Here is a 14,319-nt window from a genome sequence, read left to right as displayed (position 1 = left end):
GAAGGTAGGTGGCGTACCGTTGTGCTCGAAATAGCGAATCGTTGCGCTGATCGCGGGATGAGTGGCGATTCGTTGCGTGCCACCCATGCGTGCGCATCTTTGCGAAAGGGGCGAGCATGGACGAGCTGGACCGGCAGATCCTGGCGCATCTGCTCAAGCACGCGCGCGCCTCGTTCCAGGACATCGGCTCCGAGATCGGCCTGTCCGCGCCCGCGGTCAAGCGGCGGGTCGACAAGATGGTGGCGGGCGGGCAGATCACCGGTTTCACCGCGGTGGTGAACCCGGCCGCGCTGGGGTGGCGCACCGAGGCGTATGTCGAAGTCTTCTACCGCGACAACATCTCCCCCGCCGAACTGCGCCGCAGCCTCGAACCCATTCCGCAGGTGGTGGGGGTGTGGACGATCGCCGGTGAGGCCGACGCCCTGGTGCATGTGATGGCCACCGATATGGCCGAGATCGAGGCGACCGTCGAGCGTATTCGCGAGAACGCGCGGGTCGGGCGCACCCGCAGCAATATCGTCATGTCCCGGCTGCTCGAACGGCCCCGCACGTGATCCGGTCCGGTCGCGAACGGTCCACTGTGCCAGCTGAACCCCGTCGCGAGGCGGCCCGAACCCGGTCGCCAGGTGCCGGCGCACGACCCGCTCAGCGCGGCCCCGACGGCGAAATCTAGGGTGGACTCCATGTCCGACGTGCGTGCCAGCTACCTCAAAGACGGGGCCGAGATCTATCGGCGCTCGTTCGCGACCATCCGGGCCGAGGCCGATCTGACCCGTTTCCCGGCGGACGTGTCGCAGGTGGTGGTGCGCATGATCCACGCCTGCGGGCAGGTGGATCTGTCCGGTGACGTCGAGTTCAGCACCGATGTGGTGGCCAAGGCGCGGGCCGCGCTGCAGGGCGGCGCGCCGATCCTGTGCGACGCCAAGATGGTCGCCTCGGGCGTGACCCGCAAGCGGCTGCCCGCCGGCAACGACGTGCTGTGCCTGCTCGACGATCCCCGGGTGCCGGAGCTGGCGGCCCGCATGGACAACACCAGATCGGCTGCGGCGCTGGAACTGTGGAGCGACCGGCTGGACGGCGCGGTGGTGGCGGTCGGCAATGCGCCGACCGCGCTGTTCCACCTGCTGGACATGCTGGACGCCGGCGCGCCCCGGCCCGCCGCCGTGCTCGGCATTCCGGTCGGGTTCATCGGGGCCGCGGAATCCAAGCAGGCCCTGGCCGAATACGGCGGTGTCGAATTCCTGACCGTGCGGGGCCGGCGCGGCGGCAGCGCCATCACCGCCGCCGCCCTCAATGCGATTGCGAGCGAACAAGAATGAGCAAGCTCTGGGGTGTCGGGCTCGGACCCGGCGATCCGGAACTGGTGACGGTCAAGGCCGCGCGGATCATCGGCGAGGCCGATGTCATCGCCTTCCACAGTGCCCGCCACGGCCGCAGCATCTCCCGCGCCATCGCGGCCCCCTACATGCGCGCGGGTCAGCTCGAGGAGCACCTGGTCTACCCGGTGACCACCGAGACCACCGACCACCCGGGCGGCTATCAGGGCGCGATCGACGAGTTCTACGAACGCGCGGCCGGGGTGCTGGCCGGCCATCTCGCCGCGGGCCGCACCGTCGCCCTGCTCGCGGCCGGTGACCCGCTGTTCTACAGCTCGTTCATGCACATGCACCGGCGCCTGGCCGACCGCTTCGACACCGAGATCATCCCCGGCGTCACCTCGGTCAGCGCCGCCTCCGCCGCCCTGGGTACCCCCCTGGTGGAAGGCGACCAGGTCCTCACCGTGCTGCCCGGCACCATGCCCACCGAGGAACTGACCCGCCGCCTGCGCGAAACCGACGCGGCCGCCATCATGAAGCTGGGCCGAACCTACCCCGGTGTCCGCCAGGCCCTTTCCGACTCCGGGCGTCTCGGCGACGCCTACTACGTCGAACGCGCCAGCTCGACCCGCCAGCGGGTGCTGCGCGCCGCGGAGGTCGACGAAGCGAGCGTCCCCTACTTCGCGATCACGATAGTGCCGGGCCCCGAACCCGCGACGCGGATCGCGCTGACGGCCGACAGTGCGCCCACATCCTCCGAAACAACTGGTGCCACTACGGATTCCGGTATCACCTCCGCGACGAACGGCCGCCCGCGGACCGCGGCCGCCCATGCCCCCGCAGCGGGCGTCGCCGGTGGCGAACCTCGCGCGGCGGGACAGGTCGGCGAGGTCGTGGTGGTGGGTCTCGGTCCGGGCGCGGAGGCATGGACCACGCCGGAGGTTCGGCAGGCGCTGGCCGAGGCGACCGACATCGTCGGGTACACCACGTATGTGAACCGGGTGCCGGTGCGTCCGGGGCAGCGGCGGCACGCCAGTGACAATCGGGTCGAATCCGAGCGCGCCGGAATGGCTTTGGACATGGCCAAGCAGGGCGCGAAGGTCGTGGTCGTCTCCTCGGGCGATCCGGGCGTGTTCGCCATGGCGGCGGCGGTGATCGAGGAGTCGGCGGATCCGCAGTGGCGGGAGGTGCCGGTGCGGGTGCTGCCCGGCGTGACCGCAGCCAGTGCGGTGGCCAGCCGGATGGGCGCGCCGCTGGGGCACGATTTCGCCATGATCTCGCTGTCGGATCGGCTCAAGCCGTGGGAGACGGTGGCGCAACGGATTTCGGCGGTGGCGTCGGCGGATATGGCGTTCGCCGTGTACAACCCCGCATCGTCGCAGCGCACCTGGCAGGTGGCGGCCATGCGCGACCTCGTGCTCGAGCATCGGAAGCCGCAGACGCCGGTGGTGATCGGCCGCGATGTGGGCGGCCCGGCCGAGTCGGTGCGGGTGGTGACGCTGGCGGAGTTGGATCCGGCCGAGGTGGACATGCGGACCCTGTTGATCATCGGCGCGTCGACCACCACGGTGTTCGACGCGGCCGGTGGACCCCGGGTGTTCACGTCGCGCCGCTACGGAGACTAATATTCCACTGTAGAACGTAGGCTGGAAGGAGTGCCGGTGCCTGAAGACAATGCTCGACGCCCGCTCAACTCGACGGCCGCGTCCCTACTCGGATTCCTCCACCAGGGCGAATTGTCCGGGTGGGATCTGGTGGCGCTGGCCCAGGATCGCATCGGCGACTTCTGGACCATCACCCAGAGCCAGGTCTACCGCGAACTGGCCACCATGCACCAGAACGGATTGGTGGACAAGGGTGCGGCCGGCGCCCGCGACCGCACCCCCTACCGGATCACCGAGGACGGCCGGGAGGCCTTCGCCGAGTGGATCGCCCGCGATCCCGGCGCGGAGACCATCCGGGTGCCGCTGCTGCTGACCCTCTCCTTCGGCGAGTTCGTCGACCCCCAGCGGCTCGAACGCATCGTCGCCACCGGCCGCACCGTCCACGAGCAGCGCCTGTCCGGCTACCTGTCCGGCCACGACGAACAGCGTATGTCGCCCTACGAACGGGCCACCCTGGATTTCGGCATCCGCTACGAGCGCGCCGTGCTGGAGTGGTTCGATCGGCTGCCGGAGCTGCTCGACCGCACCAGCCGCCTGTCCTGAGCCCGGGCCGGCCTAGCTTCCCGTTCCATGCCGGGCGCGCAGCCAATCCCAGGCTGCCGCAACGGTTTCCACCTGCTCCGCGCCCGCGGGCAGTGGCGGCCGGTCGATCATCACGACCGGTATGCCGAGCTCGCGCGCGGCGGTGAGTTTGGCCTCGGTCAGCGCTCCCCCGCTGTCCTTGGTCACCATGACGTCGATGCGCTGCTGGGTCAGCAGCGCGATCTCGTCGGCGACGCTGAAAGGCCCACGGGCGAGCAGCAATTCGCGATCGACCGGCATCGCCCCGTCGGGCGGGTCGATGGCCCGGATCAGGAACCACGCGTCCGAGTGCGCGAACGCGGCCACGCCCTGGCGGCCGATGGTGAGGAAAACCCGTTTCCCCAGGGCTGCGGCGGCTTCCGCCGCGAGCGCCAGGTCCGGAACGCGCATCCATCGATCCCCGGGCTGCTCGGCCCATCCCGGCCGCCGCACGTGCAGCACCGGTATCCCCAGACTCGCGGCCGCGGCCGCGGCATTGGCGGTGATGCCCCCGGCGAACGGGTGCGTGGCATCCACCACGACCTCGATTCCATTGCCGTGCAACCACTCCCGCAGACCGGCGACGCCCCCGAAGCCCCCCACGCGCACCTCGCCGACCGGCAGCAGGGGGTCGCGCACGCGCCCGGCGAGCGAGGACACGATGTCGAATCCTCGCTCGCCCGACGCGATGTCGGCGAGTTCCCGGGCTTCCCGGGTGCCGCCGAGAATCAGCGTTTTCAGGGCTGCCCGCTGAAATAGGCCGAGCCCGAGTCGATCAGCGGCTGTCCGCCGACGATCAGCAGTCCGATGATCGCGCCGGGAATCGCGCCGATCCCGAACAGGAAGGCGCCCAGGATGCCGCCGATGATGCCGCCCAGCGCGGCGTGCTGCAGCTGACCGAAGAAGTCGGCCTGCGAATCGATGTCCTTGGCGGTCGACACCGGTGCCGAGACCGAGGTCAGGGTCAGCTGGGTGCCCGCGGTGTCGATGGCGGCGGTGAGGCCGTACTGCTTGCCCGCCAGCGTGCCGTTCAGCGGCACCTGGGTCACCACATCACCGGCCTGGTTCTTCAGGAACACGGTCTGGCTGGCCGCATCCAGGCTGAACCGGCCGCCGGTCACCTGGGTGACGATGTCGTTCGCGTCGGTGAGCGCCACGCTGTAGTCGACGCCCTGCTGGCTGCCGTGCAGCGTCGACGGGGACTGCTCCACCGCCGGAGCGGGGTCGACGGGGACGGCGTAACCGGTGCCCGCGGCGATACCGGTCGCGGCGGCGGCAATGAACGCGGTGGCCACGAACTTTGTGTACTTCATGGAAGTCATCGATCTCCAAATAGTCTGAATCGAACCCGATAACAATCGGGTCACGGGGATTCACACTACCGTTGGTTTACGCACGTTTCACTCTGAATGCCTCGCGCGCGGAGCCGCTTTCATGCCAATGACCCATTTGAGCAGCACACGGACGCAGGGAGCTCCCCCGCGACATAGCCGGAACGATACCGCGCGAGCGTCAGGCGCGAAGGGTGGACAGCAGCTCGGCAGCGGCCCCCGACAGCGGCCACCCGGTGACCGTCTTCGGGCGCGGCGCCGCGAAGGTCCGCACCTTGGAGGTCGACAGGCCCAGCGCGACAAGCGATTCCGCGAGCTTGACCGCAGCGCTCACGCCATCCACGACGGGCACGCCGCAGCGCTCGGCGATGCGGCGGTCCAGGCCCGCCATGCCGCCGCAGCCCAGGCAGATGACCTCGGCGCCATCCTCGCGGACCGCACGCTCGGCCTGGTCGACGACGGCGACCACCGCCGCCGCCGGATCTGCTTCGAGGGCCAGCACCGGCAGGCCGCTCGCGCGGACGGACGCGCAGCGCGCCTCCAGGCCGGCGAGTTTGAGCCGGTCGGCGATCATCGGCACGGCCCGGTCGAGGGTGGTCACGACCGAGTAGGCGTGGCCGAGCAGCATCGCCGTCATGGCGGCGGCCTCGGTGATGTCGACAACCGGGACGTCGAGCAGCTCCTGCAGGCCCTCGCGCCCGTGCTCGCCGTAACCGGCCTGCACCACCGCGTCGAACGGCTCCGGGTAGTTGACGACGGCGTCCATCACGCCGACCGCCGCGAGGTAGCTCTCGAAGTTGCCCTCGACCGATTCGGCGCCGAATCTCGGTGTGAGACCGACGATCTCCGTCCCCTCGGCCGCGACCGCGCGGGCCTGGGCGGCGATGGCGTCGGTCATCGACGCGGTCGTGTTGACATTGACGACGAGAATCCGCATGTCGGATTACCTCCCGGATAGTGGGTTCAGTGGGTGCACTCGACGGCGATCGGCTCGCCCGAGACGTCCTCGAACGCGACCTTGCGGTCGGCGATCAGGAGATGGATCACGGCCCCGGATCCGGCGCCGATGAACCACGCGAACGGTGACACTGCGTCGAGCGCGGGAATGAACGCGATGAGCAGCGACACCGCGGCGGCCGGAACGAAGGCGCCCAGGGCGCGCGGGTTGACGCCGCCCCGATAGAAATACGCGCCCGCCGGATCCTCGCTGTAGAGCGCGGGGACGTCGATGCGGCCGCGGCGCAGCAGCCAGTAGTCGGCCATGATGATGCCGTACAGCGGGCCGAGCAGCGCCCCGAGCCCGCCGAGGAAGTACTCGATGACCGCCGGGCTGTTGTACAGATTCCACGGCAGGATGACCAGCCCGATGACACCGCTGACCAGTCCGGCGCGGGCGAAGTTCAGCGTCCGGGGAAACAGGTTGGTGAGCGCGTAGATCGGGGCGACGAAGTTCGCCATCAGATTCACCGCCACGGTCAGGACCAGCAGCGCCAGCGACGCCAGCACCAGCAGGGCGGTATTCGGGATGGCGTGCACGATGTCGGCGGGACTCGCGATCACCCGGCCATCGATCTCGAGCTGGCCGCCGGCCGTGACGACGACGATGGCACCGAAGAAGAGCACGTTGATCGGGATGCCCCAGAAGTTGCCCCGCACAATCGAACCGGGGCTTTTCGATGCCCGGGTGAAGTCACAGAAATTGAGCACGAAGGTGGCGTAGACGGCCACCCACAGCGCCGCTCCGGCGAAGATCTCGTGCCACATGGCGAACCCGGTCAGCGGGTGGTCGACCGACCAGGCGATCGAGCCGCCCGCCTTGGTGAAGACCCACACCGCGAGCGCGGCCATGGTGACGAGGATGACCGGTCCGGCGAACGCCTCGTACTTGCGGATCATCTCCAGTCCCCGCTGCGCGAGGAAAGTCTGTACGGCCCACAGGGATCCGAAGGCGATCCAGCCCAGTGTCGACAGGCCGAGGATCGCGTTGTGGTCCCAGTCCGCCGCACCGGGCGCGAGCGCGATGATCAGCACGCGCAGCACCAGGGAGGCCAGGTAGGTCTGGATGCCGAACCACGCCACGGCGACACCACCGCGCAGCAGCGCCGGAATCTGCGCGCCCCGCACGCCGAACGCGATGCGGGTCATCACCGGGAACGGGATGCCGGTCCGGTAGCCCATGAACCCGGTGATGCTGAGCAGCACGAACAGCAGTGCCGAGCCCAGACCCAGCGCCACCAGGATCTGCCAGCCGCCCAGGCCGAGTGCGAACAGCCCCAGCGCGAAGCCGTAATTGCCCAGGCTGTGCACGTCATTCGCCCACAGGGTGAAGATGCTGTAGCCCGACCAGCGCCGGCCGGCGCGTCGGGTGGGAGCCAGGTCCCGGTTGTAGAGGCGGGTGCTCAGGCCGGGCGCGAAGGCGACGCCGGCCGCGTCCGCCGGGCGGGGATTCGCCGCGATCGCACTGTCACCCACCGGCGATACGAGCTGGGCGGTGTCGTCGGGAACCAGCATGGGTAGATCCTCGATTTCGCATGGCGGAAGGAGTTTTCCAGCGCGGGCTGGCCTCCGAGTGTCTGTTGACACAACACCGATCGTCAATCGGCCCGCCCCGTCCCGTTCACCCTCGCCATTGCCGTGACCGGCGGGTATAGACCACGCCGATGCCGGCCATCGGCAGAACGTCTGACCGGCAGGCGGGATTCACCCGGCCTGGCGGGCGCTCCAGTCCCGGGCGAGCCCGAAGAAGGCGCGCGCGGCCGCGGTGCGATAGGCGTTCTCGCGGCAGAGCAGAACCGCGATCCGGGTCGGCAGCGGCGGATCCAGCGCCACGGCCGTCAGTCGCGGATGATCGCGGGCGATGCCGTCGGGCAGGATGGTGGCGAGCGCGGTGAGCTGAACCGCCTCGATGACGGCGTGAATCGAGTTGGCCTCCACCAGGATTCGCGGGCTCACACCCTGCTCGCGAAAATAGGCGTCGATGTGCAGCCGGGTGACGAATTCCCGATTGAGCAGGGCGAGATCGTATTCGGCGAGCTTCGCCGCCGGCACGCGCGAGCGCGCGGCCCGGCGATCGGCGCCGACCAGGCTCAGCGTCTCGGTGAACAGGGTGGCGGCCTCGATGCCCGGCAGGTGCCCGCCCGCGAACCCGATCCCGACGTCGATATCGTCGGCCAGCAGCCCGGATTCGATCACGTCCTGATTGGTCTCGCGAATATCGAGAGTGATCCCGGGATGCCGGGCGCGCACTTCGGCGATGAGCGGCCCGATCAGATAGGCCGCGAAAGTCGGGGTGTACGCCAGCCGCAGATGCCCGCGCGACAGATCTTCGACATCGTGCACCGCCCGATCGGCGGCATCGAGTTCGGCCAGCGCGAGCCGAGCATGCCGGGCATACACCTCCCCCGCATCGGTGAGCCGGACCGCGCGCCCGGTCCGATCCAGCAGCGGCGCACCCACCAGCCGCTCGAGTTGCCGAATCTGCTGCGAGAGCGTGGGCTGCGAAACATGCAAATCCTCCGCAGCGCGCGTGAAACTCCCATGCTCGGCCACGGCGAGCAGATACCGCAGATGGCGCAGCTCCGGAGTCACCCACCGACTATAGATCAAGCCAATCGGCCCATCCCCAGCTACGCCATGAACGCTATAACCCCAGCTCACCCTGCCGGTATGCGCCCCTTCCGCAATTCAATGGAGGGCAGCGTCGACCCGGCAAGCTCGGCGGCGTGACCGGTCCTACTCACCGGAACTGAACAGCGGAAGCGGTTGGTTCGGTGACGGGCGGGCTTAGTTTGAGCGGCATGAGGAATGAAGCACTCGAGGCGATTCGGGCAGTCAAATATCGATATCTGCGCACGCTGGATCTCAAGCGGTGGGACGAATTCGGCGACACTCTGTGCGAAGACGTCACCGCCGCCTACGGGTCGCCCTCCGGTGAGATGCCTGCGGAGTTCAAGGGCCGTGAGCAGATCGTGGAGTACATGCGTGGTGCGCTGGGCGGCAACATCATCACCGTCCACGTCGTGCACCATCCGGAGATCACGGTCGATGGCGAATCCGCCACCGGCAGTTGGTGTCTGGAAGACACCGTGATCTTTCCCGAACACAGCAGCATCATTCGAGGCGCCGCCTACTACAACGACACCTATCGCTGCGAGGGCGGCGTCTGGCGGATCGAACGAACCAGCTACGAACGCATCTACGAATCCACCATGTCCACGGAAGGACTGCCCGGATACGCCCTCACGGCGAATCGCTGGGCACCGGCGTGACCCGGTCGCCACTCCGGTCGGGTCATCACCGCGGCGCAGTCGCCGATCAGGCTCCGGGATCCGCGTTCGCCAGGTGAGGGGTGCGGTTCAATCCTCTTCCGGCGGAGTGGGTATCAGGGTGGCGATGTCTCCATAGGTTGTCACCGGTTCGACTCGGCCGCCGTCGCGGACCGTGCGCGCGGCGGTCACGGCCGCGTCGAGTGCGGCGCGGTAGAGGAGGGAACCGGTGCTGACGCGTTTGACGCCGAGGCGTGCCAGTTCGGCGAGGGGGCGTTGGGCAAGGACGTTGAGCGGCACGGGAATTGATCGGACCAGAGCGATGATGTCGTCGTCGCGGATGACGCCGGGTACGAAGATGCCGTCGGCGCCGGCGTCGACGTAACGATGCGCACGATCGAGGGTGGTGTCGTGGTCGCGGCCCAGCCAGTAGGTGTCGACGCGGGCGTTGACGAACAGTCCGGGCGCACCGTCCTTGAGTCCGCGGACCAGGTCGGCGTGTGCGCGGGCATCGCCCACCGCGTCCTCCACGTTCACCCCGGCGACGCCCAGGTCCCACAGTCGCGCGGCCAATTCGCGCGGGTCGGCGCCGAACCCGGATTCGATGTCGACGGTCACCGGCACCGGGAGCCGCACGAGTGCGCCTGCCAGCGCGAGGGTTTCGTGCAGCGTCGATCCGGCCTCGTCCGGCAGTCCGTGTGCCGCGGCCACGCCGAGACTGGTGGTGCCGATCGCCGGGAACCCGTCCGCGACCAGCGCGGCCGCCGTGGCGAAATCCCAGGCATTGGGCAGCAGCAGCGGCTCGTCCTGATAGTGCAGCTGGTGGAAGCGCGAAACCGGCGGTACCGGAAGATCCAACATGATCATCACGTTAGAGCCGGAAAGGTTCGGCAGGCACCGAAGTGTCGCGGACGCAGAGTCGGGCTCCCGGTCCGAATAGGCTCGGCCCGTCGGCAATCGCGGTGGACAGGGCGAATGCCCGGACCGATGCCGTAGTGGTGGCCGGCGGATTCGCCGAGGTTGCCGGGATCGCTGGGCACGAGTCGGTGACCATCGCGTCCTCAGGAAGCTGATTCGAGCGATTCCTCGGCCGTGTGGTGCTCGAGACCGGCCGCGGTCGCGTGTGCGCCGGGAGCCTTTGCCGGATCATCGAGTCCGCCGGGATAGTGCTCCGCGGTGAAATGGCGATCGATCGTCCGGGCGATGTCGGTGAGGGCGTCGAGTTGTTCCGGGGAGAGCACGTCGGCGAAGCAGTGGCGAATACCCGCCACGTAGGGGGGCCAGGCGGCCTGGAAGGCAGCACGGCCCGCATCGGTCAGGACGACGTCGTAGCCCCGGGCGTCCCCCTCGCTGGGCGCGCGGACGACCGTGCCGCGCGTCTCCATCCGAGAGACCTGGCGGGAGAGGCGGCTTCGTTCCCACTGCAGGGCAGCGGCCATATCGCGGGCGCGCAACCGGTGCCCCGGGGTGTTGGACAGCCTGAGCAGGATCACGAAATCCGCCTCGGTCAGCCCGAAGTCGCGGACCAGCATGCGGGCCAGCACCACATTGATCTCGATGCGCATGTGCTGGAACGCGACCCAGGCGCGGGTCTCCCGCTCGTTCAGCGACTCCTGATCCATGACAGGGAGCCTACCCGGGATCGACCCTTTTGTTGACATGTAACCCTCTGGCGGCCTACAGTGTTTTTGTTTACATAGCAACAAACAGTGGATGAAGGCCGCGTCGTTCGGCAGGGAGTTCGCACTGTCGCCACAGACGGCCGGCCGGGCCACCACCACTCGATCCCGGCGTACGCCAGGGACCGTGAACGACAGGAGTTCGACATGAGCGAGGCGCTCGACTGGAACGCACAGACGATCGCGGAGTTTCGAGCGAACGGCGGCAAGGTCGGCGGAGTCTTCGAGGGTGCGCCGATCGTCCTGCTGCATCATCGCGGCCGCAAGAGCGGTCGGGAGTACGTCAGCCCGGTGATGTACCTCCCGGACGACACCGAACCGGACATCATCTACGTCTTCGCCACCAGCGGCGGAGCACCCACCAACCCCGACTGGTACTACAACGTGACCGCTGCCGGCGACGGCCGCATCGAACGCGGAACCGAGGCGTATCGGGTGACCGCGCGCGAAGTGCCCGGCGCTGAGCGCGATCGCATCTACGCCGAGCAAGCGCGGCGGTATGCGGGCTTCGCCGAATACGAACGCCAAACCACCGGCGTGCGCACCATTCCCGTTCTCGAACTCCGCCCTGCGGGAACGGAATAGCCGCCATGCCCGCGTCATCGAATGCGGCCGGCCCGGTCCTCGTGGTCGGCGCTACCGGTCGTTCGGGATCCCAGGTCGTCGGAGATACGACGCGGCACACCGAAGTCTTCGGGCAGCCACCGACCACCGAGGACGTCACCGAACGCCCTGCCGCACAACTACTTGCGACAGCTGACTCCGTATCCGCGCGCTGACGGGCCCGGCCCGTCCGGGGTGCTGCCAGGCGAATCCACCCGAAGGAGAGTCGAAGATCATGGCAAAGGCAGTCAGGTACAACGAGTTCGGCGGAATCGACGTGCTGCGGGTCGACGAGGTCGAACGCCCGGTGCCCGGCGACGGGCGGGTCCTCGTCCGGGTCAGGGCAGCCGGTATCAACCCCAGCGAGGCGGTCATCCGCACCGGAGCGCTGGCCGACATGTTCCCCTCGACATTCCCCTCCGGGCAGGGCAGCGATCTCGCCGGGGTCATCGAGGAGATCGGCACCGGCGTCGGCGGATACTCCCCCGGCGACGAGGTGATCGGATTCTCGGAGAACCGGGCCGCCCAGGCCGAGCTGGTCCTCGTCGAGGCCGCCAACCTCACCCGCAAGCCGGAGAACGTCCCGTGGGAGGTGGCCGGCGGCCTGTACGTCGCGGGTGTAACCGCATGGGGCGCAGTGCGTTCCGTCCGGCTCGCGCCGGGCGAGACCGTCGTCGTCTCCGGGGCCGCCGGCGGTGTCGGCTCGCTCGCCGTCCAGCTCGCGCGCCGTGCCGGGGCCACCGTCATCGGCCTGGCGAGCGAGCGCAACCACGCGTGGCTGCGCAGCCGCGGCGTGATCCCGATCGCGTACGGCGACGACGTCGCGGACCGGATCAAGGCCGCCGCCCCCGGCGGTGTCGACGCCTTCATCGACACCTTCGGCAACGGGTACGTCGAGCTGGCCCTCGCCCTCGGCGTCGCGACCGAGCGGATCGACACCATCGCCGATTACGCCGCGGCCGCGCAGTACGGGGTGAAGACCGACGGCGGAGCGGAGGCCGGGCCCGGCGGCGCGATCCTCGCCGAGCTGGCCGGCCTGATCGCCGGCGGACACCTCGAAGTCCCGATCGCGAACGTCTACCCGCTGGCACAGGTCCGCGCGGCCTACACCGAACTCGAACGCCGCCACACCCACGGCAAGATCGTCCTCAGGCCCTAGTCGTGGCGGAGCCGGTCCGGGACAGTGTCAGAGACGACTGCGCAGCGTGGGCACGCCGGGTCCGGTCAGATCGTCGCAATAGGCGGCTCTACCCGCCATCGCCATGGTCAAGGCGATCGTCGTTCCACTGACCAGAGGGCCGGTTCCGAGGGCGAAGGGTCCGTCGGTCGCTTCGAGCCGCAGATCTTCGATAGCGCTGCGGCTGCGAACGGTGAAGTCCCGGCTCGCGAAGAACCGGGCGACCTCGGTGACGGCCTCGATCGAGGGCTGGCGCGGCAGTCCCAGCGGACGGCGGATGTCCTGGCCGTGGACGACCACCTCGCCGAGCCAGGCGGCCGTATGGCCGAACGGCGCGATGGTGCTGGTGATGATCGCCCGGAACCGGTCCAACGTCTCCGCCGGAGTCGCGCCGCGATGCTCGGCCAGCCGCCGGGCATTGTGTTTCTCGAAGTCGAAGCGGGCCCCGAAAGCGCTGACCAGCCACCGGATTCGGCCGGTACTCGCCGCCGCGGTGAGGTGGGCGACGACCTCTTCCACCGTCCACTCTCCGCACAGCGACCGCACCGCCCACTGCCGATCGGTCAGATCGGCGAGATCATCGGCCAGCGCCGCACGTTCGGCGTGAGCCATGGCCCACAACTCGTCACGAAAAATAGCGTTCGACACTCGAAATAACCTCCCGGCTCAGCGCAGCCTGCCGGTGCGAGCGCGGTCATGGCCCGGCCATCGATCCGTCACGTCACAGCGGCATGGCTGCGGTTCGTTGTTCCTCCGTACTGACCGCGCCACTCGCCCAAACTCATCGGCCCACGCTATCGCCGAACGCGCACAGCAAGATGTCGCCGGGCTATCCCACGCGATCCGCGAAGTTCAGCAGGTGCGCGGCCAGCGCGCCGGGAGCGGACAGGAACGGGGAGTGCCCGGTGGGCAGCGAGACCGTGTCGGTGATGCCGTCACGCCGGTAGAGGGTCTGCTGGACATCGGCGGGGAGGAGCGCGTCCGCCGAGGTGATCACTCCCAATCGTGGGAGGGCCAGGTATCGGTCGGTGGTGTGGTCGATGCGGCTGGTGATGGTCGCGGTCGGCTCGGGGGTGAGCAACCGGAGCGCGAGGGCGATATCGATTGCGTCGCAGTCGTTGTAGAAGTATCGCGTGGCCGCCTCGTGCGCGATGTCGAAGGTCTCGGCGTCCACGTCGGCCGAGATGTGGGGACCCAGCGTCACCAGGATGTCCGCCAGGGCCGGATCGGTGGCGAGAGACTGCCCGCCCGCGACCACGTCGGCGGCGACGTAGGCGACCCCAGCGATCTGGTCCGCATAGCGTTCCGCGGCCGCCTTCACCGTGACACCGCCCATCGAGTGACCGACCAGAATCGCCTTGTCCGCCAGCGAATTCAGGACCGATCCCACGCGATCGAGATAGGCGGCACCGGTCAATCCCTTGGCCGGGGTGCGGTCTCTGCCGTGGCCCGGCAGGTCGGGTGTCACGACCGTGTGCCCGCGGGATTCGAGCACCGGCACCATCTTGTACCAGCACCACGCGCCATGGCTCCCACCGTGAATCAGCACGAATGTGCTCATGCCGAAGCCCTCAGTTCTTTCCGCGGACGTCGATCGGCGTCAGGTTCCACCCGGCGACGCGGTGCTCGATCCGGCGTTTGAGGTCTTCCGGATAGCTGGTCGCGAAGTCGCTTCGCAACGGAATGTCCTGTGGTGCGAGGTCGATCGGCCAGGTGCAGTCGA

The 14,319-nt window shown here is 68.8% G+C and carries 16 protein-coding genes; 7 read left to right on the top strand and 9 right to left on the bottom strand.

Annotation, left to right across the window (positions count from 1 at the left end):
• The first annotated feature begins 116 nt into the window (after nt 1-116).
• The 4 genes from ACWEQQ_RS35055 to ACWEQQ_RS35040 all read left to right on the top strand — a co-directional run bounded on the left by ACWEQQ_RS35055 (nt 117) and on the right by ACWEQQ_RS35040 (nt 3,523).
• Nucleotides 117-554, top strand: coding sequence for an Lrp/AsnC family transcriptional regulator (locus ACWEQQ_RS35055; protein ID WP_379380569.1), 438 nt, complete (start codon nt 117-119; stop codon nt 552-554).
• A gap of 129 nt (nt 555-683) precedes the next feature.
• Complete coding sequence (locus ACWEQQ_RS35050; protein ID WP_452351220.1) at nt 684-1,319, top strand: precorrin-8X methylmutase; 636 nt, start codon at nt 684-686, stop codon at nt 1,317-1,319.
• A complete protein-coding gene (gene cobJ, locus ACWEQQ_RS35045; protein ID WP_452351219.1) occupies nt 1,316-2,941 on the top strand; it encodes a precorrin-3B C(17)-methyltransferase in 1,626 nt (541 codons plus the stop codon). Before ACWEQQ_RS35050 ends, cobJ begins: the two co-directional genes overlap by 4 nt.
• Nucleotides 2,942-2,977: 36 nt before the next feature.
• Nucleotides 2,978-3,523 (top strand): PadR family transcriptional regulator, encoded by a 546-nt coding sequence (locus ACWEQQ_RS35040; RefSeq protein WP_379400066.1) that lies wholly within the window; start codon nt 2,978-2,980, stop codon nt 3,521-3,523.
• 12 nt (nt 3,524-3,535) lie between these two features.
• Here ACWEQQ_RS35040 and ACWEQQ_RS35035 read toward each other — a convergent pair whose 3' ends face one another.
• The 5 genes from ACWEQQ_RS35035 to cynR form a co-directional block, all read right to left on the bottom strand.
• Entirely contained in the window at nt 3,536-4,282 is a 747-nt protein-coding gene (locus ACWEQQ_RS35035; RefSeq protein ID WP_452351300.1) for a cobalt-precorrin-6A reductase, read from the bottom strand.
• Nucleotides 4,279-4,854 carry a hypothetical protein gene (locus tag ACWEQQ_RS35030; protein WP_452351218.1) on the bottom strand — a complete coding sequence of 192 codons (576 nt, stop codon included), beginning with the start codon at nt 4,852-4,854 and terminating at the stop codon, nt 4,279-4,281. Before ACWEQQ_RS35030 ends, ACWEQQ_RS35035 begins: the two co-directional genes overlap by 4 nt.
• A gap of 199 nt (nt 4,855-5,053) precedes the next feature.
• The gene (locus ACWEQQ_RS35025) at nt 5,054-5,809 is read right to left on the bottom strand and encodes an aspartate/glutamate racemase family protein (protein WP_452339867.1); all 756 of its coding nucleotides are present in this window, start codon (nt 5,807-5,809) and stop codon (nt 5,054-5,056) included.
• A 26-nt stretch (nt 5,810-5,835) separates the two neighbouring features.
• The gene (locus ACWEQQ_RS35020) at nt 5,836-7,383 is read right to left on the bottom strand and encodes an NCS1 family nucleobase:cation symporter-1 (RefSeq protein WP_452351217.1); all 1,548 of its coding nucleotides are present in this window, start codon (nt 7,381-7,383) and stop codon (nt 5,836-5,838) included.
• A gap of 189 nt (nt 7,384-7,572) precedes the next feature.
• Nucleotides 7,573-8,460 carry a transcriptional regulator CynR gene (gene cynR / locus ACWEQQ_RS35015; protein ID WP_452339865.1) on the bottom strand — a complete coding sequence of 296 codons (888 nt, stop codon included), beginning with the start codon at nt 8,458-8,460 and terminating at the stop codon, nt 7,573-7,575.
• Between the two features lie 209 nt (nt 8,461-8,669).
• On the opposite strand from cynR, the gene ACWEQQ_RS35010 reads away from it, so the two are divergent.
• Nucleotides 8,670-9,140, top strand: a complete 471-nt coding sequence (locus tag ACWEQQ_RS35010) for a nuclear transport factor 2 family protein (protein ID WP_452351216.1) — start codon at nt 8,670-8,672, stop codon at nt 9,138-9,140.
• Between the two features lie 87 nt (nt 9,141-9,227).
• Here the strand turns inward: ACWEQQ_RS35010 and ACWEQQ_RS35005 are convergent, their stop codons facing one another.
• Together ACWEQQ_RS35005 and ACWEQQ_RS35000 are read right to left on the bottom strand one after the other, a co-directional pair.
• On the bottom strand, nt 9,228-9,998 hold the full coding sequence (locus ACWEQQ_RS35005) for an isocitrate lyase/PEP mutase family protein (protein ID WP_452351215.1): 771 nt from the start codon (nt 9,996-9,998) through the stop codon (nt 9,228-9,230).
• 200 nt (nt 9,999-10,198) lie between these two features.
• Nucleotides 10,199-10,759, bottom strand: coding sequence for a MarR family winged helix-turn-helix transcriptional regulator (locus ACWEQQ_RS35000; RefSeq protein WP_452351214.1), 561 nt, complete (start codon nt 10,757-10,759; stop codon nt 10,199-10,201).
• 204 nt (nt 10,760-10,963) lie between these two features.
• Here ACWEQQ_RS35000 and ACWEQQ_RS34995 point away from each other — a divergent pair, with 204 nt between their 5' ends.
• The gene (locus tag ACWEQQ_RS34995; protein WP_452351213.1) at nt 10,964-11,401 is read left to right on the top strand and encodes a nitroreductase family deazaflavin-dependent oxidoreductase; all 438 of its coding nucleotides are present in this window, start codon (nt 10,964-10,966) and stop codon (nt 11,399-11,401) included.
• 253 nt (nt 11,402-11,654) lie between these two features.
• Complete coding sequence (locus ACWEQQ_RS34990; RefSeq protein ID WP_452351212.1) at nt 11,655-12,578, top strand: NADP-dependent oxidoreductase; 924 nt, start codon at nt 11,655-11,657, stop codon at nt 12,576-12,578.
• Between the two features lie 27 nt (nt 12,579-12,605).
• Here the strand turns inward: ACWEQQ_RS34990 and ACWEQQ_RS34985 are convergent, their stop codons facing one another.
• Entirely contained in the window at nt 12,606-13,208 is a 603-nt protein-coding gene (locus ACWEQQ_RS34985; protein ID WP_452351299.1) for a maleylpyruvate isomerase family mycothiol-dependent enzyme, read from the bottom strand.
• A 217-nt stretch (nt 13,209-13,425) separates the two neighbouring features.
• A complete protein-coding gene (locus tag ACWEQQ_RS34980) occupies nt 13,426-14,157 on the bottom strand; it encodes an alpha/beta fold hydrolase (protein ID WP_452351211.1) in 732 nt (243 codons plus the stop codon).
• Nucleotides 14,158-14,319: the final 162 nt, after the last annotated feature.

Source organism: Nocardia sp. NPDC004123, from assembly GCF_053603795.1.
Note: the sequence above shows the minus strand (reverse complement) of the source record. Positions and strands in the feature narration are given on the sequence as shown.

What these genes read in the sequence shown, in the direction of transcription:
- ACWEQQ_RS35055 (WP_379380569.1), top strand. Translation starts at nt 117, where the DNA reads ATGGACGAGCTGGACCGGCAGATCCTGGCGCATCTGCTCAAGCACGCG.
- ACWEQQ_RS35050 (WP_452351220.1), top strand. Translation starts at nt 684, where the DNA reads ATGTCCGACGTGCGTGCCAGCTACCTCAAAGACGGGGCCGAGATCTAT.
- cobJ (WP_452351219.1), top strand. Translation starts at nt 1,316, where the DNA reads ATGAGCAAGCTCTGGGGTGTCGGGCTCGGACCCGGCGATCCGGAACTG.
- ACWEQQ_RS35030 (WP_452351218.1), bottom strand. Translation starts at nt 4,854, where the DNA reads ATGAAGTACACAAAGTTCGTGGCCACCGCGTTCATTGCCGCCGCCGCG.
- ACWEQQ_RS35025 (WP_452339867.1), bottom strand. Translation starts at nt 5,809, where the DNA reads ATGCGGATTCTCGTCGTCAATGTCAACACGACCGCGTCGATGACCGAC.
- ACWEQQ_RS35020 (WP_452351217.1), bottom strand. Translation starts at nt 7,383, where the DNA reads ATGCTGGTTCCCGACGACACCGCCCAGCTCGTATCGCCGGTGGGTGAC.
- ACWEQQ_RS35010 (WP_452351216.1), top strand. Translation starts at nt 8,670, where the DNA reads ATGAGGAATGAAGCACTCGAGGCGATTCGGGCAGTCAAATATCGATAT.
- ACWEQQ_RS35005 (WP_452351215.1), bottom strand. Translation starts at nt 9,998, where the DNA reads ATGTTGGATCTTCCGGTACCGCCGGTTTCGCGCTTCCACCAGCTGCAC.
- ACWEQQ_RS35000 (WP_452351214.1), bottom strand. Translation starts at nt 10,759, where the DNA reads ATGGATCAGGAGTCGCTGAACGAGCGGGAGACCCGCGCCTGGGTCGCG.
- ACWEQQ_RS34995 (WP_452351213.1), top strand. Translation starts at nt 10,964, where the DNA reads ATGAGCGAGGCGCTCGACTGGAACGCACAGACGATCGCGGAGTTTCGA.
- ACWEQQ_RS34990 (WP_452351212.1), top strand. Translation starts at nt 11,655, where the DNA reads ATGGCAAAGGCAGTCAGGTACAACGAGTTCGGCGGAATCGACGTGCTG.
- ACWEQQ_RS34985 (WP_452351299.1), bottom strand. Translation starts at nt 13,208, where the DNA reads ATGGCTCACGCCGAACGTGCGGCGCTGGCCGATGATCTCGCCGATCTG.
- ACWEQQ_RS34980 (WP_452351211.1), bottom strand. Translation starts at nt 14,157, where the DNA reads ATGAGCACATTCGTGCTGATTCACGGTGGGAGCCATGGCGCGTGGTGC.